Below are 24,910 nucleotides of genomic sequence, written 5' to 3'. Positions count from 1 at the left end.
CCCGGGCAGGTTCTTTCCATGTGGAACACGCCCCCCGCCGCCCTCACCCCGACCCTTCTCTCCCGCCTGCCCGATGCCCAGCGCCGGCCGCGCCGCAGCGCCTGGGCCGATGCGAATCGGGACGGTGCGCCGGTGGACAGCTTCCTGGAAGGCCCCTGCTTCGACGGCGCGGGCAACCTGTTCTGCACCGACATCCCACATGGCCGCGTCTTCCGCGTCTCCGGCAGCCATTGGGAGGCGGTGGCGGAATATGAGGGCTGGCCGAACGGCCTGGCCGCGCGCGGCGATGACGAATTGCTGGTCGCCGACTACCGCCACGGCGTGCTGACCCTCGACCCACGCAGCGGCGCCATGACGGCGGTGGCGGAGAATATCAACAGCGAGGGCTTTCGCGGCATCAACGACCTGATCCTGCATCCGGATGGTTCGATCCTGCTGACCGACCAGGGCCAGACCGGGCTGCAGGACCCCAGCGGCCGGGTCTGGCGGCTGCATCCGGATGGGCGGATGGACCGGCTGATCTCCAACGGGCCGAGCCCCAACGGCCTGGTGCTGAACCGCGCCGGCACGCATCTGCTGGTGGCCATGACCCGGTCCTGCGAGGTCTGGCGCTTCGCCCTGCGGCCGGATGCGGTGGTGGCCAAGGCGAACCTGTTCTTCCGCGTGCCCGCCGGCACCTCCGGCCCCGATGGCATGGCGGTGGATGCGCATGACCGGCTGTTCGTCGCCAATCCCGGCCATGGCCAGGTCTGGGTGGTGGACCCGCATGGCCTGGCGACGCACCGGGTGGACTGCTCCGCCTTCGGCCGCATGCCGACCAACTGCGCCTTCGCGCCGGATGGACGGACGCTGGTGATTACCGAAAGCCAGTCGGGCAGCCTGCTGGCGGTGGAGATTCCCGCGCCGTGACGCTGTTCCACTGCCACATCGCCATGTCGCTGGATGGCATGATCGCCCGCGCGGATGGCGGCGTGGACTGGCTGGAACAGGGCGCGCCGCCGCCCGAGGCCTTCGGCTTCACCGCCTTCTACGACCGGGTCGAGACCATCCTGATGGGCCGCACCACCTATGAGGCGGCGCGGCGCATGGGCGAATGGCCCTATGCCGGCAAGCCGGTGCTGGTGGTGACCAGCCGCCCCCTGGCCGACGCCCCGCCCGGCGTCGAGACCCGCCCCGGTGACCTGCCGGCGCTGGTCGCGGAGCTGCGCCAGCGCGGCCTCGGCCTGGTCTGGGTGGAGGGCGGCGGGCAGTTGCTGCGCGGCATGCTCGCCATCGGCGCGCTGGACCGGCTGGAGATGGCGGTGATCCCGGTGGTGCTCGGCGACGGCATTCCGCTGTTTCCGCCCGGCACGCCGGAGACAAGGCTGGCGCTGCGCCATCACGCGGCGGTCGGCGACGCCCTGCATCTGATCTACGAACCGGCCCGGTGACAAAGCCTGCTTGACCTGGGCGGGGCAGCGGCGCCAATGATACGCCACAAACAGAACGTCGTTCTATCCAACGGAACGACACGAGAGGAACGCCGATGAACATCGCCCGCCGCGCCCTGCTCGCCGCCCCTGCTCTGCTGGCCCTGCCGGCCCGCGCGCAGGGCACCTGGCCCGACCGGCCCATCCGCATGGTGCTGCCCTATGCCGCCGGCGGCGCCACCGATGTCATCGGCCGGCTGGTGGCGGACCGGCTGTCGCAGCGCCTGCCGCAGCGGGTGGTGATGGAAAACCGCACCGGCGCGGGCGGGGCGATCGGCAGCTCCTTCGTCGCCAAGGCGCCGGGCGATGGTCACACGCTGCTGTTCCACAATATCGGCCATGCCGTGACCAAGGCCATCTACCCGCAGCTGGACTACGACCCGGCCGCCGACCTGAAACCCGTCAGCATCGTGGCGGAAAGCCCGATGGTGCTGCTGGTGCCCCCCAATTCCCCGCACCGGACGCTGGCCGATCTCGTCGCCTTCGCCCGCGCCAATCCGGACAAGCTGGGCTATGGCAGCACCGGCGGTGGCGGCGCGCTGCAGCTGGTCAGCCTGCTGTTCCTGCGGGAGGCGGGGATCAAGATGACCGAGATCCCCTATCGCGGCGGCGCCCCGGCGGCGCTCGACCTCGCCTCCGGCACGCTGGACATGCTGTATGATGCGGGGCTGACCGGCTTCGGCCTGGCGCGGGGGGAACGGGCGCGGGCCCTGGCGATTTCCGGCCCCAGCCGCAGCCCGGTGATGCCGGATGTGCCGACCATGGCCGAATCCGGCTTCCCCGGCGCCACCTTCATGGTCTGGCAGGCCATCCTAGCCCCCGCCACCACGCCGGACCCGCTGGTCGCCCGCATCCAGACGGAGGTCGCGGCGGTGCTGGCCGAGCCCACCACCCGCGCCCGGCTGCTGGAACTCGGCGCCGAGCGGCTGGTGGGCAACGGCCCCGCCGAGGCCCAGGCCTTCGTCACCGCCGAGATGGCGAAATGGGCGGTGATCCTGCGCGAGGCCGGGGTCCGCGCCGGGTGAACCAAGTCGCCGAACCGAAGGATGGCGTGGCGGCGGTGGACCGCGCGCTCGCCATCCTCGGCGCCTTCCGCCCCGGCGATGCCAGCCTGTCCCTGGCGGAGCTGGCGGCGCGCACGGGCCTCTACAAATCCACCATCCTGCGGCTGCTCGCCTCCCTGGAACGCGGCCGCTGCGCCGCGCGGCTGGCGGATGGGCGCTGGGCGCTGGGGCCGATGCTGTTCCACTGGGGCGCGCTGCACGCCCGGGCGCAACCGGTGGAGGCGCATCTGCCGCCCACCCTCACCGCTTTGGCGCAGCGCAGCGGGGAAACCGCCAGCTTCTGGGTACGCCACGCCACCCAGCGCCTGTGTCTCGCCCGCGTCCGCAGCCCCAACCGCATCGGCGACGACCTGGCAGTGGGCGACCTGATCCCGCTGCCAGCCGGCGCCGGCGGCCGGGTGCTGACCGCCGCCGATCCGCGCGGCCTCGGCGTCGTCGCCACCTATGGGGAGCGCAACCCGGATACCGCGGCCATCGCCGCGCCGGTCTTCGGCCCCAGCGGGGTGCTGGCCGGGGCGCTCAGCCTCTCCGGCCCCAAATCCCGCATCCAGGCGCAATCCGAAGCGCATCTTGCGACGATGGCGGAAGCCGCGTCCGATCTCACCCGACGACTCGGCGGCGACCTGCCGCACCCCACCGGAGGCCTTGCATGACCAGCCCGACACCCCTCGCCGGGATCCGCGTGCTCGAATTCACCCATATGGTCATGGGGCCGACGGTGGGCATGACGCTGGCCGATCTGGGGGCGGAGGTCATCAAGGTGGAACCCGCGCCGGAGGGCGACAGCACCCGCCGCCTGGGTGGTTCGGGTGCCGGCTTCTACGCCGCCTTCGGCCGTGGCCGGCGCAGCCTGTGCCTCGACCTGAAGAAGCCGGAGGGCCTGGCGCTGGTCCAGAAACTGGCGGCCAAGGCGGATGTGCTGATCGAGAATTTCCGGCCCGGCGCCATGACCAAGCTCGGCCTCGGTTTTCCTGAATTGTCCGCCATCAATCCGGGGCTGGTCTATTGCTCCTGCAAGGGCTTTCTACCCGGCCCCTATGAGCATCGCACGGCGCTGGACGAGGTCGTGCAGATGATGGGCGGGCTGGCCTATATGACCGGGCTGGAGGGGCGGCCGCTGCGCGCCGGGTCCTCCGTCATCGACATCATGGGCGGGCTGTCCGGCGTCATCGGCATCCTGGCCGCGATCACGGAGCGCCAGCGCACCGGCCTCGGCGGCGAGATCCAGGCCGGGCTGTTCGAGACGGTGGCCCTGCTGATGGCCCAGCACATGGCGCAGACGAAGATCACGGGGCAGGAGCCGCCGCCCATGTCCGTCCGCCGCCCCGCCTGGCCGGTCTACGACATCTTTGGCACCTCCGACGGCGGGCAGGTCTTTGTGGGTGTGGTGACGGATACGCAGTGGCCGGCCTTCTGCACGGCCTTCGGGCTGGAGGACCTCGCCAATGATCCGACGCTCAGCAACAAGAAGCAGCGCGCCGATGCCCGCGACCGCACCATCCCGCGCATCGCCCAGGCGCTGCTGGCCTATACCAAGCCCGAATTGATGGCGAAGTGCGAGGCGCTGGGTCTGCCCTTCGCGCCCATCGGCAAGCCAGCGGAGCTGTTCGACGACCCGCATCTGCTGGGCTCCGGCGGGCTGGTGCCGCTGCACCTGCCGGACGGCACGCCCATCGACCTGCCCGCTTTGCCCGTCTCCATCGACGGCGCGCGGCCGGGTGGCACTGGCGACCTGCGGCCGGCGGGCGCCGATGGCGCGGCGATTGCGGCGGAACTGGGCTATTCCGAGGCTGAGATCGCGGCGCTGCGGGAAAGTGGTGTGCTGACGGGGTGATCCCGCACCCCGCCACCGCCGCCGAGGCCCGCCTGCTGCAACCCGAACTCGCCGCCCGGGTGGTGGCGCGGGACGATCTGGGCCCGATGCGGGTGCTGGGCGGCGCCGATGTCAGCACGCTGCGATTCGACCCGACGCGGACGGTCCATGCCGCCATGGTCGTGCTCGACGCCCAAAGCCTGGCCCCGCTGGGCGAGGCCGGCGCCAGCCGCAGCGGCGGCCTGCCCTATATCCCGGGCCTGCTCGGCTTTCGGGAAGTGCCTGTCCTGGCAGAGGCCTTTGCGAAACTGCCGGTGCGGCCGGATCTGATCCTGGTGGACGGGCACGGGCTGGCGCATCCGCGCGGCCTTGGCGTCGCCTGCCATCTCGGTGTGGTGCTGGATGTGCCGACCATCGGCGTGGCGAAGTCCATCCTGGTCGGGCGGGTTCAGGGCGCGCTGCCCGACGAGGCCGGCGCCCAGGCGCCGCTGGTCTGGCAGGACCGGCAGATCGGCGTGGCGCTGCGCACGCGGCGCGGCGCCAACCCGCTTTACGTCTCCATCGGCCACCGCGTCTCTCTGGCCACCGCGCTGCGCTGGGTGCTCGCCTTGGGCCGGGGGCGCCGCTTGCCGGAGCCGACGCGGTTGGCGCATGAGGCGGCCAGCCGCGTCCGGCTGGCGGCGACGGCCATCGCGGAGTAGATGCGGGCCATGGCACGTTTGTGGATGGTGTTGGGCGCCCTGTCGGGGCTGGTCGCGGTGGGCATGGCCGCCTATGCGAGCCATGGGCTGCCGCCGGAGCTCGCCAGCCTGGCGAATACGGGCGCCTCGCTTCAGGCCTGGCACGCGCTGGCGCTGCTGGGCTGCGGGCTGCTGGCGGAACGGCGGCGCGGGCCGCTGGTGCATCTGGCGGCGGGCTGCTTCGTGCTCGGCTCGCTGGGCTTTGCCGGCGGCGTCTATGTGCGGGTGCTGACGGAAACGTCGCTCGGGCCGGTGACGCCGCTCGGCGGCACGCTGCTGCTGGTCGGCTGGGGCATTCTGGCCGCCGCCGCGGCGCTTGCGCCCGAGAAATGATCGCCAGCGCCTATCTCGCCGCCGAGGGTTTTGAGCACGACCTGGCTGACGAATTGTCGCGCGCGGGGCGGCGGGTTTCCGCCTGGCATGGCCTTCTGGCGCTGTCGCCTGATCCGCCCGGCCCGGCCGCCTGGGCGCTGGAGGTCTGGACCGCGCCGCAGGAAATCCCCGTCGCCTCCGTGAAGCAGGCGGCGGACGCGCTGCGCGCCATCCAGCGCAACTGGGCCGGCTATGCCGCCACCCACCATCGCCGCAGCGCGCTGATCGCCGAAAGACTGCCACCCGTCAAAGCGCGGCCGCTGGTGTTTCCGGAGCCGGCGCCCACTGGCCATCTCGGCGCCTGGACGCTGCTGGCGCCGGACCGGCTGCTGGCCAGCCCGACCAAGACCAGCCCCTTCGTCAATGGCGCGGTCAGCTTCGTCGAGGACCGGGAAGGCCCACCCTCCCGCGCCTATCTCAAGCTGTGGGAAGCGCTGGCCCGCCTCGGCCGTCATCCCGGCCCCGGCGAGACCTGCCTCGACCTCGGCGCCGCGCCGGGCGGCTGGACCTGGGTTCTCGCAAAGCTGGGCGCGCAGGTGGCTGCGGTGGACAAGGCGCCGCTGGATGCGGCGGTGGCGGCGATGCCCGGCGTGACCATGCGCGCCGAAAGCGCCTTCGGCCTTGATCCCCGCAACGAACCCAAGGTGGATTGGCTGTTCAGCGACGTGATCTGCTACCCGTCCCGCCTGCTGTCCCTGGTGCAGCGCTGGATCGCCGCCGATGCGGCGCGGAATTTCGTCTGCACCCTGAAATTCCAGGGCGAAACCGACCACGCCACGGCCGAGGCCTTCGCGGCGATTCCCGGCGCCGTGCTGTTCCACGGCGCCCACAACAAGCACGAACTGACCTTCGCGCGGCTGGCGCCGGATCGCAGCAGCGGCGGTTGAGGGGAACCAGCGCGGCGCCCAGCGCCTGCGATCAATAACATGCAGCCAGCACTGCTGGCTGAGCGGCCGAACGGCCGCCGCCGCCCATGCGGCGAGCCAAGCGGCCGAAGGCCGCGCCCGGCGCCTGAGGGCACCGCATATATGCGGGCGGCGGGGATCGAACCCGCATGGCACAGGGCCGAGGGTTTTTAAGACCCTTCCGTCTACCGTTCCGGCACGCCCGCCTGGGTCCTCAGTATGGCGATAGCCGAAGCGCCTCGCCAGGGCTGCCCGGAGTCATATCAACGCCCGAAAGGCTGACCTGCGGGCCCGGCACCTGAGGGCCTGATAGGGATACCAACGGTCGATGGCATCGAGCGTTGCTGTCAGATCAGCAGCTTGCCGCGCTCAGCGGCGTCCTGGTGTCCGGAGGACAGGGCGGCTTTGGGCGAATCCGACATGTCGGTGCCGAGGCCGGTCTCCATGGGACGCGGCAGGCCCCACCATTCGCACTGCTCCTCCCGCCCCCGGGCCGCGCACCAGATATGGCCGTGGCCGAGCGGTCGCATGCCGAGGCCGCGCAGGACGGCGCGGGAGGCGAGGTTGTCGGTCTGCACCGCGGCCCTGATCTCCGTCACGCCGAGCCGGTTGAAGGCGGCGGCGAGCGCGGCGGGCGCGGCTTCCCGCATCACACCTTCGCCCTGCACATGGTTGCCGAGCCAATAGGTCAGCGCGGCCCGGTTGTGGTCGCCTTCCGAACGTGCTGCGCTGATCCAGCCCAGGATCTCACCATTCTCGCGACGCGTGATCAGAAGCGGCAGTGCCAGCCCGGCTTTGGCGGCGGCGCGTGCGTCGCATATCCGCTGCGTGGCCGCGGCGAGGGAGAGGTGCACGGGCCAGGAGGCGAGGCGGGCGCTGATTTCCGGCCCCATCAGCCCGGCCAGGGCCGAGGCGTCGTCAACGCTGGGCAGGCGCAGGCACAGCCTGTGCGTGTAAACCTCCCAACCCATGTCGCTTGATGCGTTCATAATTCGACTTTGGCATCGTTAACGCCCGCCTACCAGACGGGAGATCAACTGCTGGGCGAATCTTTTCCTTGGAAGATCAAAGAGACGCGAAAGACTCCAGCGACCATGCCGAACATGTGAACAGACTACGGAAAATTCGAAAAATCCCGCTTTTCCGTGGTATCGCCCATATCCTGAGCCGCCGGTGCCGCCGAATCCGAGCGCGGAAAACGCCGCATATTCCACCGTCCGGTCACTGACGACCGCGCCGGAGGCCGTGGCGGCTGCAAGCTGCGCGCGCTCCGCAGGCGTGGCGCCGAAGGTGTAGATGGCCAGGGGCGAAGGTCGGGCCCTGATCCAGCCGATGGCCGCCGCGAGATCCGGCACCGGCTGCACCGCCAGCACCGGCCCGAAGATCTCCTCCCATAACAGGGGGGACCCGGCTTCGGGCAGCGCCAGGGCCAGGGCCCGCTGCCGCCCGGGCCCGTCCGGCCCCAGCCGCTCCAACGCCACCCCTTCGCCCAGCCGGTCCAGCCGCGCCGCCTGGGCCGGGCTGGCGAGGCCCGATTCCGGCAGGGCGATGCCACTTGCGCGGCAGGCCTCGGCAAAGGCCTCCGGCGCGTGGCCCACCAGAAGCACGGTGTCCGGCGCGATGCAGGTCTGCCCGGCATTCACCGCCTTGCCCGCCAGGATGTCCTTCGCCGCCACCGCCAGGTCGGCGCCCGGCAGCACCACCGCCGGGCATTTGCCACCCAGTTCCAGCGTCAGCGGCACCAGGTTGCGGGCGGCGGCCATGGCCACCTTGCGGCCGGTCTCGGTGCCGCCGGTGAACATCAGGTGGTCCCAGGGCTGGGCGGCGAAATCCGCCGCCACCAGCGGCCCGCCCTGCACCGTCGCCGCCATCTCGGGGCCGAGTGCCGTCTCCAGCACCTCCGCGATCAGCGCCGCCGTGCGCGGCACCGCCTCGCTGGGCTTCACCGCCACCCGGTTGCCGGCGGCGATCGCGTCCACCACCGGGATCAGGGCCAGTTGCACCGGGTAGTTCCAGGGCGCCATGATGCCGATGACACCCTTCGGCACCGGCTCCTCCCAGGCGCTGGCCGGCCAGAAGGGATAGGGCACGGCGACGCGGCGCGCCTTCGCCCAGCGTTTCAGGTGGCGGCGCGAATAGCGCGCGGCATCGACGGTGCAGAGCACATCGGCCAGCAGCGTCTCCAGCCGCGAGCGCCCCTCGTAATCCGCATCCAGTGCGGCGGCGATGTCCTCCGCCCGCGCCAGCAGCGTCTTCGCCAGGCGGTCGAGCAGGTCGCGCCGAAGGTCGAGGCTGGGCCGGCCATCCCGGTCCTGCGCCGCGCGCAGCCGCGCCAGGGCCTCCCCAGGGGTCAAGCCGCCACCGGCTGGCGCGGCGCGCGGGCCAAGGCGGCGGCGGCGGCCTCGCCCGAGCGCACGGCGGCTTCCAGAGTCGCGGGCAGGCTGGCCAGGGTCCAGTCCCCGGCCAGCGCCAGGTTGGGCAGGGGCTGGCGGGGCGGGGCGGCGGGCGGGTTCAGCCCGTGGCGCGGCGTGGCGCGGCGTTCCCGCACGGCGCGGGCGGGGGGCGGGGTCACCGGCCAGTCGCCCGGCAGGCCGAAGCGCAGCGCAGCCTCCCGCACCTCCGGCCAGATTCGCGCGGCGGCTTCCGCATCGGTCAGCGCCACCTCGGCATCCGCCGCGCTGACGGTGACGGAGATGCCATCCGGCCGCACCAGCACCCATTGCGCCAGCCCGCCGAGCAGCCCGATGAAGCGGATCGGTCCCTCCGCCACCCGGGTGAAATGCACGTTGAGGATCGGCGCATGACGCCGCGGCACGGGAATGCCGGGCAGCAGCCGCGCCACTTCCCAGGGCGGCAGGGCCAGCACCACCGCATCGGCGGGGCCGATGGGCAGGGTCATCTCGGCGAATTCCAGCGCCTGGACGCGGCCCCCGCCCTGCACCAGGCCGCGCAGCCTTTCGCCACAGCGCAGCCAGGCGCCATGGCAGGCGAGGGTGGCCAACGCCGGCGCCACCAGATCCGGCCCCAGCCCGTTCCGCGCCACCAGCAGCCGCGCCGCCCCGCGCCCGCCGAGCCGCCGCAGCACGGCGCCCAGCAGCCGTGCGGAGGCTTCCTGCACCGGGGTGTTCAGCGCCGCCACCGTCAGCGGCTCCACCAGCGCGCGCAGCAGCACGGGATGGGCGGCGAAGGCCTGGGCGACGCTGCGATCGGCACCAGGCAAGGCCAGTCGCAGCAGGGCCAGAAGGCTGCCCAGCGTCACCCCCTCCGGCCGCTTGCGGGCATCGCCCCAACCGAGCGGAGACAGCGCAACACGCCGCGCCACATGGCTCTCCAGGTCCAGCACCGGCAGGCCGGCGGGCTCCGGCTCCACCCAGCCCTCCCGCGCCCCGATCCGTTCCAGGAAGCGCAGCGCCGCCCGATTGGCGCCGAGCAGCGCATGGGTGCCGTTGTCCGTGCCATCCGGCAAAGCGCGGGCGCGGCCGCCGGCGACTGGGGCACCCTCATGCAGGGTGACGCGCCGCCCCTCCCGCACCAGGGCCAGGGCGGCGGCGAGGCCGGACACGCCGGCGCCCACCACATGCACCATGCCGGGATCGGTCATGGCCGCAGCGCCAGCCAGGCCATGCGCAGCTTCTCCGCTTTGGTCAGGCGCGGACGCGCGCGTGGAAGTGCAAAGCCGCGGGCGAGCATGCGGTCGAGCAGCCGGCGGTAGCCCCACATCATGATGCGCGCCGGTTTCATCGCCCGCCTGTCATGCGCCTCCAGCTCCCGCTCCGCTTGCGCGAAACCCTCCGCCGCGCGGGCCGCGAGTTCGTTGCAGCATGGCACGAAGCCTGCATGCGTGACGACCGCTTCCGCACTGTCCTGTTTCACCCCATGGCGCGCGAGCAGGCTGGCGGGGACATAGACGCGGTCGATCGCCGCATCCTCATCCACATCGCGCAGGATGTTCACCAGTTGCAGGGTGCGGCCGAGCGCCAGCCCGAAATCCTGCGCCCCCGGCGCGCCGAAGATGCGCACGGCCATGGCGCCGACGCTGCCGGCGACGCGGCGGCAATAGGTATCGAGCGCCGCCTCATCGGCCAGGCGCAGGCCGGGGGTGGCATCCGTCTCCATGCCGTCGATCATGGCCTCGCATTCCGCCAGCGGCAGCGCGAAAGCTTTCCGGGTCCAGGCCAGTTCACAGGAGAGAGCGCAGTCCGGCGCGGTGAGTTTTGCGCGCCAGTGCCCCAGCAGCCGGCGCTTTTCGGCCTCCGGCATCGCGCCATCGGCGATGTCGTCCACCGCGCGGCAAAATCCATAGACGGCGTAGAGGCCACGCCGACGCTGCCCCTTCAGCACCGCCATGCCGCGCCCAAAGCTGCTGCCGGCCCGCCCGACCCGGTCGCGCACCACGGCCGCATCGCTGCGTGGCCCGCGCGCCAGCCCGGCGAAGGCCGCCGCGAAATCCGCCCGCCCCAGCGCCACCCGCCCGGCGATGGGGTCCGCCCCGCGCAGCTTCGCCAGAAGGCGCCAGCCGAGATCCAACGTCACCGCAGCCTGCAACCTCAAACGGGAGGTCAGTAGGCGCGGCAGGGGTGCGGCCTGTTCCAGCAGCGCCTCCACCCGGTCCAGCGCCGCATCCAGCACGGCGCGGCGGGCCGGGTTGGGCGGGTCGAAGAAGGCGGCCTCGCCGCCCGCCTGGTCCATCCAGGGTTCGGGCAAATAGATGCGGTTCATCGCCGCGCGGTCCGGCGCCAGATCCTGAAGGTGGTTCAGGACCTGCAAACCGGCGCAGAGCGCATCCGCCGCGCGCGGCGCCTCCGCCTGCGTCTCCCCATGCAGCCGCAGCAGCAGCCGGCCGACCGGGGCGGCGGAGCGGGCGCAGTAGTCTTCCAGCGCCGACCAGTCCGGGTAGCGGTCCTGCACGGCATCCTGCCGGAAGGCGGAGAGCAGGGTCCGCGCTTCCGCCGTGCCGACCTGGGCGAGCGGACCGGCCGGGTCGTCCAGCAGGCCCTCCATGTGGTCCAGCCGCGCCAGCTTCTCGGCCGGGCTCAGCCCCGGCGCGTCGGCGATGTCATCGGCCATCCGGGCGAAGCGGTAGAAGGCCAGCACCTTCGGCCGCAGCGCGGCCGGCAACAGGCGAGAGGCGACGGGGAAGTTCTCCGTCGTGTCGGTCCGGCTCGGCGGGTTCGCGGCGATGCCGGCATGATCCATGAGTTAGGCCGTACCCGGATAAGCACGGCCCTTCCACCCCGCCGGCCGCCCCAGCAACCCGCGCACCAGCGCCGCCCATTGAATCGCCAGCGCCACGGCGACCGTCAGCGGGTGCAGCGGAATGGTCCACCAGGGCTCCCGCACCCGCAGCGTCACCGCCGCGCGCAGGGCAAAGCCCAGGGCCAGCGCCAACAGCGCCGCCGGGCGCGGCAGGAAGAAGAAGGGCCAGAGATGGGCGCCGGCCAGCATCACGGTCCAGATCGGCAGCCCCACCGGGGTCGCCATACCCTCCCGCGCGTTCTTGATGAAGCCGGCCCAGCTATCGCGGAAATTCGCATACATGCGGCAGGTGGCGAGGCCATGGCCCTCGACGATCTCGGTCGCCAGCCCGTGTTCCCGCATCCGCCGCGCCAAGGCGAGGCCATCATGCAGCACGCCGCGCACAGCCTCATGCCCGCCGGCCGCGAAATACCCCTCCCGCTCCACCAGCAGAAGCTGGCCGCAGGCCGCCGCCATGCCGGAGCGCCGCGTGAAGGCGCGGCCGCCGCCCGGCAGGTAGCAGAACAGGAGGAAATTGATCATCGGCACGGTCGCCGCCTCGCCCAGCGAGCCGATGACCTGGCGCGGCACGCCGGTGACCATCGCCGTGCCGGTGCGTGCGGCGTGTCCCGCCATCTGCGCCGCCGCATCGGGCGCCAGCCGCACATCGGCGTCGATGAACAGGAAATGCGTGCCCCTCGCGGCGGCCGCCAGCCGGGCACAGGCATGCACCTTGCCCGTCCAGCCCGCCGGCAAAGGCGGCGCCGCCTCCAGCCGCACCCGCGCATCCCGCGCAGCATAAGCCGCGACGATGGTCGGGGTGGCGTCGGTAGAGCCGTCATCCATCACCACCACCTCCACCGCCACACCGCGGGAGGCGAGCACGGCATCGAGGCAGGCAGCGATATTCGCCGCCTCGTTCCGCGCCGGGATCAGGATGGAAACCAGCGTGCCCTCCGGCGGCGTGCCGCGCGCCGGGCGCACCAGGAACAGGTTCACCACGCCCATGCTGGCGGGGAACATGGCAAGCGCGAGGGCGATCCACGCCCAGGTGAAGTCGATATCCATCGCCTAGCCCGCCCCTCCCCTTGGGTCATGTCTTGGATCGAATGATTGGCCCTTCGTCACGGAAAGCAAGCGTCGCCAGAGCTGATAGATGCCGCCCATCCCCTCCGGCCCCCGCAGCAGGGTGGTGAATCGGGCCGGATCACGGGCGATGGCGTCCTCCGCCAGACGATCCATGGTGGCGGCCAGCGCGGTGGAAAGCGCCGCCAGACGTTCCTCCCGCGACAGGGCGGCCAGGGTCGCCGCCTCGATGGGCGGGCCGAAGGCACACAGCATCTCCGCCTTGCGCTCCGACCAGAAGGGGTAGTCGAGCGCGAGCGGCACGAACAACGCATCGGCCGCCATGTCCGGCAGGCGGGACATGCCCGTGGCGATCGGCACCGGGCGTTCCCGCACATCGCTGAAGCGACCCGGCGCGTTCATCCACAGCATGCGATCGGGCGCCCCCAGCACCAGCCGCGCGCTGCGCAGGAAGGCCACGGCGCCGCGCGGGCTGCCATTCTCCACCCCGAACACGCCGATGCGGGTCATGAAGCGGTAGCGCTCCAGCGCCCCGGCATCCATCGGGATGAACATGCGCCGCCCCGGAAACAGCCGGTTCGCCAGCAGCATGAAGGCGACGCCGTCCCACCACCCCGGATGATTGGCGAAGACCACCAGCGGCCGCGCGCCGTAATCCAGCGGCTGGCCCCAGAGCGCCACCCGCGCTGCCCGCATATGGGTGCGGAAGAAGCGGGTGAACATGTAGTGGAAGAACGCCATGCGGCGCGGGTCGTACAGCGCGACGGGGTCCTCCCCTGCCTCGCCGGGCCTCGGCGGCATGGCGGTCATGGCATGGCTATTCGGCCGCGACGGCGCGTTCCGCCTCGCGCCGCCCCGCTTCCCGCGCCGAGTCCGACATGCCGCGCCCGCCACGGTCGCGGTCCAGCGCATCCGCCGCGATCCAGCCGGACATCATCACCATCGGCATGCCCGGCCCCGGATGCGCCGCACCGCCGCAGAGATACAGGCCCTTCACCAGCTTCGACCGGTTGCCCGGCTTGAAGGCACCGGTGAAGCTGCCGTGGCTGGCCAGGCCGTAGATGGCGCCATCCAGAACCTTGTAGCGCTCATGGATATCGACCGGGGTGAGCTTGCCTTCGACCACGATCCGCTCCTCGATATCCTCCAGCCCCGCGGTGCGCTTCAGCTTGTCCAGGATGGTCTGGCGATACTTCGGAAAAATCTTCGACCAGTCGTGATGCGGCCGCAGATAGGGGGTGTGGACCAGCACATACAGCGCCTCCCCGCCCTCCGGCGCCGTGGTGTCGTCGGAACAGGAGGTGGCGGCCAGATAGGCGGTGGGGTCGGGCGCCGGCTCACCCTTCTTGTAGATCGCATCGAACTCCTCCTCCGCATCGCGGGAGAAGACGAAGTCATGATGCGCCAGATGGTCGTAGCGCTTGTTCAGGCCGAGATAGAGCACCACGCCCGAGCAGGCCGGCTCGAACTTCCGCTTCGCATACTTCCGGCCGGGAGCGCCGCCCACCAGTTCGGTATAGGTCCGCACCGCATCCATGTTGGAGATCACGGCATCGCAGGCGATGGTCTCGCTGCCGACGCGCACGCCCTTGATGGCGCCGTCCTCGATGTCGAAGCCGGTGACCTCGGCGCTGGTGCGCAGCTCCACACCCAGCTCGCCCGCCAGTTTTGCAAGTCCCTCCGCCACGGCGCGGGTGCCACCCACCGGATACCAGACCCCCTCGCTCGCCTGCATGTCGCCGATCGAACACACCACCGCCGGCGCCAGATAGGGCGAGGAGCCGATATACTGGCAGTAATGGTCCAGCATCTGCGCGAGCCGTTCATCCGGCACATGGCCGCGAATGACCTTGGCCGCCGTCTGGCCCATCTTCAGCGACAACACGTCCCGGATCGTGCCCGGATTCATGTTCGCCTTCATGTCGATGGTGTCCGTCACCCCCTCGACCGGCCGCCAGAAGAAAAACTTCTCCGACACCCCATGCAGGTGCCGGCTCTCCTCCTGGAACTTCCGGTAGCCCTCACCCAGGCCACGCCCCGGCGCGAACTTCTCGATCTCGGCCTGCATGGTGGCGACATCGGCCATCAGGTCGATCCGCGTGCCATCCTCGAAAAAACACCGCCACTGCGGGTCCAACCGGATCAACGGCAACTCCACCGCCTGATCCCGCCCGGCCTCCGCAAAAATCCGCCGCAACACCCGCGGCACCGTCAAGATCGTCGGCCCCATGTCAAAGCGGAACGACCCCGACCCATCCGGCGCATCCAGCGTGAGAACCGCCGCCTTCCCCCCCAACCAGGGATTCTTGTCCAGCAACGTCACCTTGTGCCCACGCGCCGCCGCCACACACGCCGCCGCCAGGCCGCCGAGGCCACCCCCCACCACCACCACCCGGTCTGCCATGCGTGCGTTCCTCCGTGTCGTCGTAGCCTAGCAAGTTTTCGCGGGTGGCTCCGCAGGGGGCGCTGCCCCCTGCACCCCCGCCAAAGGGACAGTGGTCCCTTTGGAAACCCATTTAAGGGGTAGGCGAGAGGAGGGGCACAAAACGACGTCCTGGCCCAACGCTCCCGCCGTGCCCCTCCTCTCGCCTACCCCTAAGTCGAGGGTTCGAAGGGGCCACTGCCCCTTCGCGGGAGGGTGCAGGGAGGGCAGAGCCCTCCCTGCGAACAACCCACGAGAACCTTCTAAGGCTCCGCCGCCACGGGGGTTGCCGCCTGGAAGCCGCTGGTGGCGGTCGGGCGGCTGGGGGTGGCGGCGAGGCCGAGGTCGTTGGCCATCAGGTTGGTGGTGATGCGGGCGCCTTCGTAGATCACCGGCAACCCGCTGCCGGGGTGTGTGCCACCGCCGACCAGGTAGACGCCGTCGACGTCGCGGAATCGGTTGCCGGGGCGGAACAGCAGCATTTGCGGCAGTTCGTGGGACAGGTTGAAGGTGGCGCCGTAGCCCACGGCGAAGTCGTTTTCCCAGTCCTGGGGGGCGACGATGCGTTCGTATTTGATGTGCGGGCGCAGGTCGCCGAGGCCCAGCACTTTCAGCCGGTCCAGCGCCACGTCGCGGAAGCGCGCGCATTGGGCTTCCCAGCCGGGTTGCACGATCAGGTTCGGGACCGGGACCAGCACGTAGAGGGCGGAGTGGCCTTCGGGGGCCATGGTCGGGTCGGTGGCGCCGGCGTGCTGGACGTAGAGGGAGGGGATTTCCGGGATTTCGCCCGATTCGATCTGGCCGATGTTCTGGCGGTACTGCTCGGAGAGGATGACGTTGTGGTGGGCGACGCCGGGCAGGGTCCGGTCGAGGCCGAGGTAGAGCATGAAGGTCGAGCAGGAATAGCGCGCCTTGCCGATCTTCTTGTCGGACCAGTTCTTGCGGAGGTGGTTCGGGATCAGCTTCGGGATGGCGTGGGCGAAGTCGGCATTGACCACCACGGCGTCCGCGTCGTGGCGGTGGCCGCCCACTTCGATGCCCTTGGCGCGGCGGCCTTCGAAGACGATGCGCTCCACCGGGGAGTTCAGGCGGATTTCGGCGCCGAGGCGTTCGGCGACGCGGGCCATGGCGTCGGAGACGGTGCCGCAGCCGCCGATCGGGTGGAAGACGCCGTGTTCATATTCCAGGAAGGACAGGATGGTGAACAGCGCCGGGCATTTGAACGGGCTCATCCCGAGGTATTTGGTCTGGAAGGAGAAGGCCAGGCGAACGCGCGGGTCCTTGAAGTGGCGCGCCAGATCCCGGTCCACGGTGGACCAGGGTTTCATGAGCGGCAGGGCCTTCAGCATGTCCGGCCGCATCATGTCGGCGGCGGTGGAGAAGGCGCGTTCCAGGACCGGGCGGAAGGCTTCCAGCTTGGCGCGGTTTTCCGCCATGAAGGGGCGCAGGCCCTTGGCATCGCCCGGGGAGATGCGGGCGATTTCCGCTTCCATGCGGTCGAGGTTGGCGCTGGCGTCGAGTTTGGTGACGTCGCCGCCCTGTTCGAACAGCAGCCGGTATTGCGGCTCCAGCCGCCGCATGTCGATTTCCTGGTCCAGATCGGCGCCGCAGCGGGCGAAGATCTCCTTCAGGATGCGGGGATAGAGGAAGAAGGTCGGGCCGAGGTCGAAGCGATAGCCCTCGGGGGATGACAGGGTGCGCGTTCGTCCACCCACCACCGCGTCCTTCTCATGGACGGTGACGCGAGCGCCGGAGGCGGCGAGCAGCATGGCTGCGGCAAGGCCGCCCGGTCCGGCGCCGATGATGGCAACCTTCGGGCGGGCCCGGTGAAGGGCGGGGGAGGACAGGGGCGCGGTCATATCAGTGGGCCAGCAAATGCGACTGCCTTGGAAACCTGCAAGGGAATAAATTGCGGGTTAATGAACTTCCGGCACGAGAAGCTGTGCCGCCCCTTCGATTTCGAGGCAGCGCGCCTCGGCCCGGGGCAGCAGCCGTGTGCGATAGAACCGCGCCAGGCTGGCGTGATCCGGGGATGCTGCAGCGGCGCGGGCCAGCATCCAGCCGCCCAGCAGCCAGCCGCAGGCATCCAGATAGGCCGCCGCCAGGGACTGCGCCGCATCGGCGTCCCTCGCCTGGAGGCCCAGCATGAGGTCGGTGGCGGCGGACAGGCGGGCCGTTGCGGGTGCGAGGCGCGGGTCGCTGGCGGCGACCTCCGCCAGCAGGCCGCGCATGGCGGCGCCCTCGTCCCGGGCCAGTTTGCGGACCAGAAGGTCGATGGCCTGGATGCCGTTGGTGCCCTCGTAGATCGGCGCGATGCGGGCGTCCCGGAAAACCTGGGCGGCGCCGCTGTCCTCGACGAAGCCCATGCCGCCATGCACCTGGATGCCGAGGCTGGCATTCTCGACCCCGCGATCGGTGCACCACGCCTTGACGATGGGCGTGAGCAAGGCGAGGCGGATGGCGCCCGCTTCCTCGCCCAGCAGGTGGTGGCGGTCCAGCGCGGCGGCCGCTTCCAGGGCCAGCAGGCGGCCGGCGAGGGTGGTGGCGCGCATTTCCATCAGCATGCGGGCGACGTCCGGATGGTCGGCGATGACCCGGCCGTTCTGGCTGCGCTGCGCGGCGTAGGTCTCGGCCAGCTCCAGCGCCCGGGCGCCCTGCCCCACGCCCTGCACGCCGACGGCGAGGCGGGCCGCGTTCATCATGGCGAACATGGCGTTGAGGCCCCGCCCGGGCTCGCCGATCAGCTCCGCCTCCGCCCCGTCGAACAGCATGATGCAGGTGGGGGAGGCATGGATGCCCAGCTTGTGCTCGATGCCACCGCAGCGGAGCGCATTGCGCTGGCCATCCGGCAGCAGCTTGGGCGCGGCGAACAGCGAGATGCCGCGCGAGCCCTCCGGCGCGCCCGGCAGGCGGGCCAGGACCAGGTGCAGGATATTGTCGGTGAGGTCGTGCTCGCCCCAGGTGATGTAGATCTTCTGGCCGTGCAGGGCGTAGCGGCCCTCGCCCACCGGCTCGGCGCGGCAGCGCAGCGCCGAAAGGTCGGAGCCGGCCTGGGGCTCGGTGAGGCACATGGTGCCGGTCCATGCGCCGGAGACGAGGTTGGGCAGCCAGCGCGCCGCCTGGTCGGGCGTGGCATGGCCCACCAGCAGGTCGATGGCGCCGGCGGTCAGCACCGGGCCGAGGAAGAAGGCCATGTCGGCGGCCGAGGCCAGTTCCGTCACCGCGACCCAGAGCGCATGGGGAAGGCCCTGCCCGCCATGCGCCTCCGGCGCTGCCACGCCCTGCCAGCCGCTGGCGATCCAATCCTGCATCAGTTGGGTGTAGTGGGGCGGGCAGGTGACGGTGCCATTGGCGTAGCGGGCGCCATGGCGGTCGGCCTGCTGCCAGCCGGGCGCCAGCTTCTCGGTGCAGAAGCGCGCGGCTTCCTCGACCAAAGCGGCGATGTCCGCCTCGCCGAGGGGCGCACCGGCGGCCTCGGTGAGGCCAGGGAGGCCGACAACCTTGGTCAGGCCCAGGATCAGGTCATCTGCCGCGCTCATGTCGAAACCTCCGCCAGCAGGCCGGGCGGTGGCGGCGTGATGCCGGCAGCCCAGCCCGGCAGGGCCGCGGCCAGCGCGGGGTCGCTCGCGGCCCGCGCCAAGGCCAGGCCGAGCAGCGGGCCGAACTTGAAGCCATGGCCGGAAAAGCCGGACAGGACAAAGCCGCGATCGCCAAGCCGCTCCATCACGAATCGCTCCTCCGCTTGCACATCGTAGTAGCAGGCCGCGGCGGAGAGCACCCGGTAGGAATCGAGGCCGCGAATGCGATGCCGGGCGAAGGCGAGGATCGTCTCAGCCTCCGCCGCCGTCGCCTCCCGCGGTGCCTCGGGGTCGCCGGTGGGGGCAAAGCGGTGGTCGCCGATCTTCAGCGGCGTGCCGGCGACGGGCGGCACGGCGTAGAAGCCGCCATCCTCCGCCAGGTCCAGCAGCATCGGCGCCGCCTGCCAGCCGGCCATGCGCTCGGGTGGCGGGGCCAGGCGGACGATGATTTGTCGGGTCGGCCGCACCCGGGCCGCGAGCCCCGGCAGAAGCCGCGGCGCCCAGGGGCCGGCGGCGACGATCAGAAGATCGGCCTGGAGGGTGGTGCCATCCTCCAGCGTCAATGCGCCCCGCGCCGGGTCCACCGCGGTGGCGCGGCCTCGATGGGGGGTGATGCCGCGCGTGGCGAGGCGCCGCAGCAGGGCCTCGATGATGCGGCGCGCCAGCAGCACGCCGCCCGCCGGCATGTGGAAGGCGCTGGCGATGCCGTCCGGGGCGAGGAAGGGGTAGCGCGCCGTCACCGCCTCGGCCGAAAGGTCCGACATGGCATGGCCGTCACCCGTCAGCGCCGCGCGGCTTTCCGCCAGCCAGCCGCCGGGAGCATTGGATAGGGCCAGAACGCCGGTCGGCACATGCAGCACCTCCCCGACCTCGGCGAACAGCGTCGCCCAGGCGGCATAGGCCGGGTCGATCATCCGCATATAGCCGGCGGCGGCGCCATAGGCGTGGCGGATCAGCCGGTGGTCATCGACCGAGCTGCCGCGGGCATTGGGCAGCTCGTCCTGATCCACCACCCGCACCGCCCAGCCGGCGCGGTCGAGCGCCCAGGCGGCCGAGAGGCCCATGATTCCGCCACCGAGGATGAGTGCGCTCTGCATGCCGCAAGTCTTGCCCGGCCACGCGCCGCTTGGGGAGGGGGGCTACAACAGATGCAGGGTTGCCGCGCCCTGCAGCACCTGCCCCGGCGCCAGCATGTGCATCGGGCCGTGCGGCGCCAGTTCGGGGCGGTTCACCACATCGGGCACATGGCTCACCGGCTCGACGCAGAGCACCGGGATGCCACGCGGCGCATAGACCTGAAGGTTGCGCGCCCAGTCGCCGGTCGCTGCCAGCCGCAGGTCGGGGCCGCCGGGGCGGGTGATTTCCGCCACGCCATCCCAGCCGGCGAAATGCGTGTCCAACCCCTCCAGCACCGCCTCATCGCCTTCCAGGCCGGCGCAGGGGCGGGGTGCGACGGCCAGGTTGCGGGCATCGCGGCCGAAGATCGTGCTGGCGGCGAAGCGCAACCTTGTGCCGGGCGGGCGGGTAAAGAAGGGGTGCCAGCCGATGCCCATGGGGGTCGGCGCATCGCCGGTATTGGTCAAGGCGAGGGACAGGCTGAGGCCTTCCGCCGCCAGGGCAATGTGGAGGGTAGCGGCGCAGCGGAAGGGCGGATGGTCGACCGTACAGCTCAGCACGGCGCTGTCCGGCGCCTGGGCCTCGACGGTCCAGACCCGCTCGCGGACAAAGCCGTGCAGGGCATTGCCTTCCAGCGGGCGATTGATCGGCATGACATGGTCCCGGCCACCGACGCTGATCCGCCCATCCGCCAGGCGGTTGGTCCAGGGCGCCATCAGGAAGGCGCTGTGCAGCCCGCGATTGGGGCTTTCACCCTCCGGCACCGGCTCCACGATATGCAGGCCGCGCCAGGACAGGGCGCCGATCGCGGCGCCCTGGCTGATGAGGATGGTGGCGTCCCAGTCGCCGGAAGCCAGCCTGATCATTCCAGGTCGAACTGATCGCGCGGCGAAAAGCCGTCCTTGCGGGAATATTCGATCGAGCAGTAGCCCCCGCCCTGGTAGCGCTCCTCCACCGGGTCGTCCGAGACGATGTGGCCGACCTCGGTCCGGTAGTCTTCCGCGGTGTCCTGCGGTTCCCAGCCCAGCCGGTCGCGGTGGTCGGCGGCCCAGAAGCTGTCGGGGTTCTTGGAGGCGCCCCAGACCACGCAATGCCCGACCTTCTCGGCCTCGATGGTGCGGGTGATGAGGCGCGCCAGGTCGGCATAGGACAGCCAGGTGGCCAGCATCCGCTTGTTGATCGGCTTCGGGAAGCAGGAGCCGATGCGGATATTCACGTTCTCCACCCCGTGCTTGTCCCAGTACATGCGGCCCATCAGCTCGCCATACACTTTTGACAATCCGTAATAGCCATCCGGCCGGAAGGCGCAGTCGGCATCCAGCTTGCCCTGGTTGCCCTGCGGCCTTTCGTGGAAGCCGATGGAGTGGTTGGAACTGGCAAAGACCACGCGGGCGCCGAACATCCGGGCGGCCTCATAGATGTGGTAGAGGCCGTGCAGGTTGGGGCCGGCCACTTCCTCGAAGGGCTTTTCCACCGAGACACCGCCGAAATGCAGGATGGTGCCGCAACCCTCCGCCTGGCGGACGACGGCGAGCGATTCGGTCAGGTCGGCCTTCACGAAAGTCGTGCCCTTCGGCAGTTCGTCCGGGAAGGGCATGATGTCGGTCAGGCGCAGCGTGTAGCCGGCCGCCGACAATTCCCTGGTCAGCATGCGGCCCAGATTGCCGGAGGCGCCGGTCAACAGGATCGGCTTGGTGTCGGACATGGTGGGTTTCCTCAGTCAGCGAAACGCGTGATGGGCGCAGCCTGGCCCAGACCCTCGGCGCGGAACAGACCACCCAGCGTCGGATGGGCCGCCAGCTTCCGCCCATCCGGCCGCAAGGCCAAAGCGCAGCCGGTCACCCCGTATAGCCGAGCAGCAGCTTCGGCAGGGTCAGCGAGATGGCCGGGATATAGGTGGTCAGCATCAGCGCGAAGAGGATCGCCGCATAGAAGGGCAGGATCGACTTCATGATCTGCTCCATGGGTATCTTGCCGATGGCGCAACCCACGAACAGCACCGCCCCCACAGGGGGCGTGGTCAGGCCCAGGCCGAGGTTCATCATCATCACCATGCCGAACTGCACCGGATCCATGCCGATGGCCATGACCACCGGCAGGAAGATCGGCGTGGTGATCAGGATCAGCGCCGCCATGTCCATCACGCAGCCCAGCAGCAGCAGGCAGACATTGATCATGATGAGAATGACGATGGGGTTGGAGCTGATCGCCAGCATCCCATCGGTCAGCAGGTCCGGCAGCCGGTACAGCGCCAGCAGATAGGCGAAGGCGGTGGCGGTGCCGACCAGCAGGAACACCACGGCGGAGGTCCGCACGCTGGCGGCGACACAGATCTTGAAGCTGTCCCAGCTCAGACTGCGATAGACCAGCACGGTGACCAGGATGGCCCAGATCGTGCCGAAGGCCGCGCTTTCCGTGACGGTGAAGATGCCGGACAGCACGCCGCCCAGGATGATGACCGCGGTCAGCATGCCCGGCAGCGCATCGATGAAGGTCCAGAGGATGTGCCGGATGCCCTGGAACGGCTCCGCCGGATAGCCGCGCTTCACGGCCACCACATAGGCCGCGATGCCGAGGCAGAGGCACATGATGAGGCCGGGCACGAAGCCCGCGATGAACAGCGCGCTGACCGAAACGCCGCCGCCGGCCGCCAGCGAATACAGGATCATGTTGTGGCTGGGCGGAATCATGATGCCGGCGATGGAGCTGGTGACGGTGACGCTGACCGAATAATCGGTGCCGTAGCCCCGCTGCTTCATCGCCGGGATCAGGATCGTCCCCAGCGCCGAGGCATCCGCCACCGCGCTGCCGGAGATGCCGCCGAACAGCATGGAGGTGGAGACATTCACCACCCCCAGCCCGCCGCGCATCCAGCCGAACAACGAGGAGGCGACCGAGATCAGCCGTCTTGCGATGCCGCCATGCAGCATCAGCTCCCCGGCGAAGACGAAGAAGGGGATGGCGAGCAGCGAGAAGATGCTCATCCCCGAGGTCATCTGCTGGAAGGCGACCGCGGGGTTCAGCCCCTCATACAGGAAGCCCACAACGGCGGCGATGCCGAGGACGAAGGCGACCGGGATGCCGGAGACGATGCCGAGCGCGAAGATCGCGAAGATGATGAGCAGTCCGGTTTCCAAGTCAGGCTACTCCACGAAGGCCGCGGCGGCGCCGCGCTGTTCGGGACCCTCCGGGCTCAATATGTCCTTCAGCACCTGCTCGATGGAGAACAGGCAGATCAGCGCGCCGCTGAGCACCATCGGCGCATAGGTCCAGCCCTGGCTGATCGCCAGCAGCGGGATCCGGAAGGGCGCGACCATGCCCACCATCTCCCAGCCCCAGACCACCATGGCCAGGCCGAACAGGCCGACCGCCGCGTCGCAGCCCACCGCGATCCAGCGCTGCGGGCCGATCGGCAGCGCCTCCCGGAACCCCAGCACCGACAGGTGAAAACGTTCCCGCACGCCGACGGCGGCGACCGGCAGGGCGATGGCCAGGATGGAAAGGGTCGCGGCGCGCTCGATCCAGGTCGGCGTGTCGTTCAGCACATAGCGGCCGAAGACCATCCAGCCCATCATCACCACGAGACCGACCAGCGCGAAGCCGGCAACGATGACGACGACATGGCAGAAGGCGTCGAGCAGGCGGGAAAACAGCGCCATGGCGGGGTGCGTTCCTGGGAGCGGTGGAGGCTGGACAAAAGGGGGTGGCGCGAAGGCCACCCCTTGTCAGGTCACGGCAGGGCGCGGATCGCCTGCACCATGCCGGCCAGGCGCGGGGTCGCCGCGTATTTCGCGTAGACGCCTTCCATCAGCGACGACCAGGGGGTGCGGTCGGCGATCTCGATCACCGTGACGCCCGCGGCCTCGACCCGCTGGCGCGACACGCGTTCCCGCGCCGCCCAGAGCTCGCGCTGATAGGCGGCGCTTTCGCGCGCCGCGTCGCGCAGGATCGTCCGCTCCTGCTCATTCAGGCGGCGCCAGCGCTGCTGCGACACGGCGAGCACTTCCGGCACGTTGGAATGCTCGGTGGTGGAGTAGTAGCGCGCCACCTCGAAATGCCGCGTGCTTTCATAGGACGGGTAGTTGTTCTCCGCCCCGTCGATCACGCCGGATTGCAGGCTGGTGAAGACCTCGCCGAAGGGCAGCGGAGTCGGATTGGCGCCGAGGGCGCGCACCAGGTCGATCCACAGGTCGCTGGTCTGCACGCGGATCTTCATGCCGCGCAGGTCGGCCGGCGTGCGGACGGGGCGCGTGGTGTACATGCTGCGCGCGCCGCCATCATACCAGGCGAGTGCGATGATGCCGATCGCCTCCAGGTCCTTGGCGATCTCATCCCCGGTCGCGCCGTCGATCGCGGCGTGCAGATGCGCCACGTTGCGGAACAGGAAGGGCAGCGTCACCACATTGGTCGACGGCGCCAGGTTGTTGAAGGGCGAGAGGTTGAAATTGGCGAAGTCGATGGAGCCCAGCCGCATCTGCTGGATCGCCTCATCCTGCTGGCCGAGCTGCGCGGAATGGTAGGTGCGCATGCGGATGCGGTTGTTGGTGCGTTGCATCACCAACTGGCCGAAGCGGTCCAGGCCCTGGCCATTGGGGTAGTCGGCGGCATGGATGTTCCAGCCGCGCCATTCCTGGGCGGCCGCGGGGCTGGCTGCCCAGGGCAGCAGGGCCGCGGCCGCCAGGGCCACGGCGCGGATTGCGCGCATCGCTTTCATTGGGTCCTCTCCTTGGCCCCGCCACCTTCTGGCAGCGGGTTATACGACATCATACGACTGGCAGCCGCCGCCTTGTCAATTCACCCTGGGAGGGGCTGTGAAGGAACCGGGTGGCTGCCGCCGCGCTGTCATGGCTTGGCAGGAGGTACGCATGGACCCGGACGATCCGATGGGGCAGGTGGAGGTTGGCGGGGTGCTGATGCTGCCCGCGGCCCTGCTGGGCTTCCTCGCCTATCCTGGCGCGCTGGAGCTGGTGGTGGCAACACCGCCGGCCAATGACCGTCTGGCAATGCCGGAAACGGACTGAGCCGCCCTCAGGCGCCGGGCGCGCGCTCCGCGCGCTTGGTTGCGCGCCACTTGGCGCGGCGGCCATCCGGCCGCTCGTCCGCCTTTGGC

Annotated in this window: 24 protein-coding genes and 1 tRNA gene; 9 read left to right on the top strand and 16 right to left on the bottom strand. The window is 70.5% G+C overall.

Annotated features, from left to right (window positions below):
* Positions 1–18 precede the first annotated feature (18 nt).
* From JJQ90_RS13360 to JJQ90_RS13325, 8 genes are all read left to right on the top strand, one after another.
* On the top strand, positions 19–909 hold the full coding sequence (locus JJQ90_RS13360) for an SMP-30/gluconolactonase/LRE family protein (protein ID WP_216876129.1): 891 nt from the start codon (positions 19–21) through the stop codon (positions 907–909).
* Positions 906–1,430, top strand: coding sequence for a dihydrofolate reductase family protein (locus JJQ90_RS13355; protein WP_216876127.1), 525 nt, complete (start codon positions 906–908; stop codon positions 1,428–1,430). Before JJQ90_RS13360 ends, JJQ90_RS13355 begins: the two co-directional genes overlap by 4 nt.
* A 95-nt stretch (positions 1,431–1,525) precedes the next feature.
* Positions 1,526–2,494, top strand: a complete 969-nt coding sequence (locus tag JJQ90_RS13350) for a Bug family tripartite tricarboxylate transporter substrate binding protein (protein ID WP_216876125.1) — start codon at positions 1,526–1,528, stop codon at positions 2,492–2,494.
* Positions 2,491–3,186, top strand: a complete 696-nt coding sequence (locus tag JJQ90_RS13345; protein ID WP_216876123.1) for an IclR family transcriptional regulator — start codon at positions 2,491–2,493, stop codon at positions 3,184–3,186. Before JJQ90_RS13350 ends, JJQ90_RS13345 begins: the two co-directional genes overlap by 4 nt.
* The gene (locus JJQ90_RS13340; protein ID WP_216876121.1) at positions 3,183–4,367 is read left to right on the top strand and encodes a CaiB/BaiF CoA transferase family protein; all 1,185 of its coding nucleotides are present in this window, start codon (positions 3,183–3,185) and stop codon (positions 4,365–4,367) included. Before JJQ90_RS13345 ends, JJQ90_RS13340 begins: the two co-directional genes overlap by 4 nt.
* Entirely contained in the window at positions 4,364–5,047 is a 684-nt protein-coding gene (gene nfi, locus JJQ90_RS13335; protein WP_216876119.1) for a deoxyribonuclease V, read from the top strand. The genes JJQ90_RS13340 and nfi overlap by 4 nt, the downstream gene beginning before the upstream one ends.
* A 9-nt stretch (positions 5,048–5,056) precedes the next feature.
* Complete coding sequence (locus JJQ90_RS13330) at positions 5,057–5,419, top strand: DUF423 domain-containing protein (RefSeq protein ID WP_216876117.1); 363 nt, start codon at positions 5,057–5,059, stop codon at positions 5,417–5,419.
* The gene (locus tag JJQ90_RS13325; protein ID WP_216876115.1) at positions 5,416–6,345 is read left to right on the top strand and encodes an SAM-dependent methyltransferase; all 930 of its coding nucleotides are present in this window, start codon (positions 5,416–5,418) and stop codon (positions 6,343–6,345) included. The genes JJQ90_RS13330 and JJQ90_RS13325 overlap by 4 nt, the downstream gene beginning before the upstream one ends.
* A 142-nt stretch (positions 6,346–6,487) precedes the next feature.
* On the opposite strand, the gene JJQ90_RS13320 is transcribed toward JJQ90_RS13325, so the two are convergent.
* The 16 genes from JJQ90_RS13320 to JJQ90_RS13245 form a co-directional block, all read right to left on the bottom strand.
* Positions 6,488–6,569, bottom strand: a tRNA-Leu gene (locus JJQ90_RS13320).
* A 141-nt stretch (positions 6,570–6,710) separates the two neighbouring features.
* Positions 6,711–7,334, bottom strand: a complete 624-nt coding sequence (locus JJQ90_RS13315) for a GNAT family N-acetyltransferase (protein ID WP_216876113.1) — start codon at positions 7,332–7,334, stop codon at positions 6,711–6,713.
* Between the two features lie 36 nt (positions 7,335–7,370).
* Positions 7,371–8,717 (bottom strand): aldehyde dehydrogenase family protein, encoded by a 1,347-nt coding sequence (locus JJQ90_RS13310; protein WP_216876111.1) that lies wholly within the window; start codon positions 8,715–8,717, stop codon positions 7,371–7,373.
* The gene (locus JJQ90_RS13305; protein WP_216876109.1) at positions 8,714–9,964 is read right to left on the bottom strand and encodes a hydroxysqualene dehydroxylase; all 1,251 of its coding nucleotides are present in this window, start codon (positions 9,962–9,964) and stop codon (positions 8,714–8,716) included. The genes JJQ90_RS13310 and JJQ90_RS13305 overlap by 4 nt, the downstream gene beginning before the upstream one ends.
* Positions 9,961–11,559 (bottom strand): squalene/phytoene synthase family protein, encoded by a 1,599-nt coding sequence (locus tag JJQ90_RS13300; RefSeq protein WP_216876107.1) that lies wholly within the window; start codon positions 11,557–11,559, stop codon positions 9,961–9,963. Before JJQ90_RS13300 ends, JJQ90_RS13305 begins: the two co-directional genes overlap by 4 nt.
* A 3-nt stretch (positions 11,560–11,562) precedes the next feature.
* Entirely contained in the window at positions 11,563–12,666 is a 1,104-nt protein-coding gene (locus JJQ90_RS13295) for a glycosyltransferase (protein ID WP_329959439.1), read from the bottom strand.
* Between the two features lie 3 nt (positions 12,667–12,669).
* A complete protein-coding gene (locus JJQ90_RS13290) occupies positions 12,670–13,494 on the bottom strand; it encodes a lysophospholipid acyltransferase family protein (RefSeq protein ID WP_230410615.1) in 825 nt (274 codons plus the stop codon).
* Positions 13,495–13,501: 7 nt separating this feature from the next.
* Positions 13,502–15,088 (bottom strand): phytoene desaturase family protein, encoded by a 1,587-nt coding sequence (locus JJQ90_RS13285; protein ID WP_216876105.1) that lies wholly within the window; start codon positions 15,086–15,088, stop codon positions 13,502–13,504.
* Positions 15,089–15,369: 281 nt separating this feature from the next.
* Entirely contained in the window at positions 15,370–16,965 is a 1,596-nt protein-coding gene (gene crtI / locus JJQ90_RS13280) for a phytoene desaturase family protein (RefSeq protein ID WP_216876103.1), read from the bottom strand.
* 57 nt (positions 16,966–17,022) lie between these two features.
* Positions 17,023–18,645, bottom strand: a complete 1,623-nt coding sequence (locus tag JJQ90_RS13275) for an acyl-CoA dehydrogenase (protein ID WP_216876101.1) — start codon at positions 18,643–18,645, stop codon at positions 17,023–17,025.
* Positions 18,642–19,781: an FAD-dependent oxidoreductase gene (locus JJQ90_RS13270; protein WP_216876099.1), complete on the bottom strand. Its 1,140-nt coding sequence runs from the start codon at positions 19,779–19,781 to the stop codon at positions 18,642–18,644. The genes JJQ90_RS13275 and JJQ90_RS13270 overlap by 4 nt, the downstream gene beginning before the upstream one ends.
* A gap of 42 nt (positions 19,782–19,823) precedes the next feature.
* On the bottom strand, positions 19,824–20,666 hold the full coding sequence (locus JJQ90_RS13265; RefSeq protein ID WP_216876097.1) for an aldose epimerase family protein: 843 nt from the start codon (positions 20,664–20,666) through the stop codon (positions 19,824–19,826).
* Positions 20,663–21,505 carry an NAD-dependent epimerase/dehydratase family protein gene (locus JJQ90_RS13260; protein WP_216876095.1) on the bottom strand — a complete coding sequence of 281 codons (843 nt, stop codon included), beginning with the start codon at positions 21,503–21,505 and terminating at the stop codon, positions 20,663–20,665. Before JJQ90_RS13260 ends, JJQ90_RS13265 begins: the two co-directional genes overlap by 4 nt.
* Before the next feature lie 133 nt (positions 21,506–21,638).
* Entirely contained in the window at positions 21,639–22,937 is a 1,299-nt protein-coding gene (locus JJQ90_RS13255; protein ID WP_216876093.1) for a TRAP transporter large permease, read from the bottom strand.
* A gap of 6 nt (positions 22,938–22,943) precedes the next feature.
* The gene (locus JJQ90_RS13250; protein ID WP_216876091.1) at positions 22,944–23,459 is read right to left on the bottom strand and encodes a TRAP transporter small permease; all 516 of its coding nucleotides are present in this window, start codon (positions 23,457–23,459) and stop codon (positions 22,944–22,946) included.
* Positions 23,460–23,530: 71 nt separating this feature from the next.
* The gene (locus JJQ90_RS13245) at positions 23,531–24,514 is read right to left on the bottom strand and encodes a TRAP transporter substrate-binding protein (RefSeq protein WP_216876089.1); all 984 of its coding nucleotides are present in this window, start codon (positions 24,512–24,514) and stop codon (positions 23,531–23,533) included.
* Positions 24,515–24,665: 151 nt separating this feature from the next.
* On the opposite strand from JJQ90_RS13245, the gene JJQ90_RS13240 reads away from it, so the two are divergent.
* Positions 24,666–24,821, top strand: a complete 156-nt coding sequence (locus JJQ90_RS13240; RefSeq protein ID WP_216876087.1) for a hypothetical protein — start codon at positions 24,666–24,668, stop codon at positions 24,819–24,821.
* Positions 24,822–24,910 lie beyond the last annotated feature (89 nt).

This window comes from Falsiroseomonas oleicola (genome assembly GCF_019029495.1).
Taxonomy (GTDB): Bacteria; Pseudomonadota; Alphaproteobacteria; order Acetobacterales; family Acetobacteraceae; genus Falsiroseomonas; species Falsiroseomonas oleicola.
Note: the sequence above shows the minus strand (reverse complement) of the source record. Positions and strands in the feature narration are given on the sequence as shown.

Coding starts and splice junctions, on each gene's coding strand:
- JJQ90_RS13270 (WP_216876099.1), bottom strand. CDS start 19,781: ATGCAGAGCGCACTCATCCTCGGTGGCGGAATCATGGGCCTCTCGGCC.
- JJQ90_RS13260 (WP_216876095.1), bottom strand. CDS start 21,505: ATGTCCGACACCAAGCCGATCCTGTTGACCGGCGCCTCCGGCAATCTG.
- JJQ90_RS13305 (WP_216876109.1), bottom strand. CDS start 9,964: ATGACCGATCCCGGCATGGTGCATGTGGTGGGCGCCGGCGTGTCCGGC.
- JJQ90_RS13330 (WP_216876117.1), top strand. CDS start 5,057: ATGGCACGTTTGTGGATGGTGTTGGGCGCCCTGTCGGGGCTGGTCGCG.
- JJQ90_RS13285 (WP_216876105.1), bottom strand. CDS start 15,088: ATGGCAGACCGGGTGGTGGTGGTGGGGGGTGGCCTCGGCGGCCTGGCG.
- JJQ90_RS13295 (WP_329959439.1), bottom strand. CDS start 12,666: ATGGATATCGACTTCACCTGGGCGTGGATCGCCCTCGCGCTTGCCATG.
- JJQ90_RS13245 (WP_216876089.1), bottom strand. CDS start 24,514: ATGAAAGCGATGCGCGCAATCCGCGCCGTGGCCCTGGCGGCCGCGGCC.
- JJQ90_RS13315 (WP_216876113.1), bottom strand. CDS start 7,334: ATGGGTTGGGAGGTTTACACGCACAGGCTGTGCCTGCGCCTGCCCAGC.
- JJQ90_RS13360 (WP_216876129.1), top strand. CDS start 19: ATGTGGAACACGCCCCCCGCCGCCCTCACCCCGACCCTTCTCTCCCGC.
- JJQ90_RS13240 (WP_216876087.1), top strand. CDS start 24,666: ATGGACCCGGACGATCCGATGGGGCAGGTGGAGGTTGGCGGGGTGCTG.
- crtI (WP_216876103.1), bottom strand. CDS start 16,965: ATGACCGCGCCCCTGTCCTCCCCCGCCCTTCACCGGGCCCGCCCGAAG.
- JJQ90_RS13275 (WP_216876101.1), bottom strand. CDS start 18,645: ATGAGCGCGGCAGATGACCTGATCCTGGGCCTGACCAAGGTTGTCGGC.
- JJQ90_RS13265 (WP_216876097.1), bottom strand. CDS start 20,666: ATGATCAGGCTGGCTTCCGGCGACTGGGACGCCACCATCCTCATCAGC.
- JJQ90_RS13350 (WP_216876125.1), top strand. CDS start 1,526: ATGAACATCGCCCGCCGCGCCCTGCTCGCCGCCCCTGCTCTGCTGGCC.
- JJQ90_RS13250 (WP_216876091.1), bottom strand. CDS start 23,459: ATGGCGCTGTTTTCCCGCCTGCTCGACGCCTTCTGCCATGTCGTCGTC.
- JJQ90_RS13300 (WP_216876107.1), bottom strand. CDS start 11,559: ATGGATCATGCCGGCATCGCCGCGAACCCGCCGAGCCGGACCGACACG.
- JJQ90_RS13290 (WP_230410615.1), bottom strand. CDS start 13,494: ATGACCGCCATGCCGCCGAGGCCCGGCGAGGCAGGGGAGGACCCCGTC.
- JJQ90_RS13325 (WP_216876115.1), top strand. CDS start 5,416: ATGATCGCCAGCGCCTATCTCGCCGCCGAGGGTTTTGAGCACGACCTG.
- JJQ90_RS13340 (WP_216876121.1), top strand. CDS start 3,183: ATGACCAGCCCGACACCCCTCGCCGGGATCCGCGTGCTCGAATTCACC.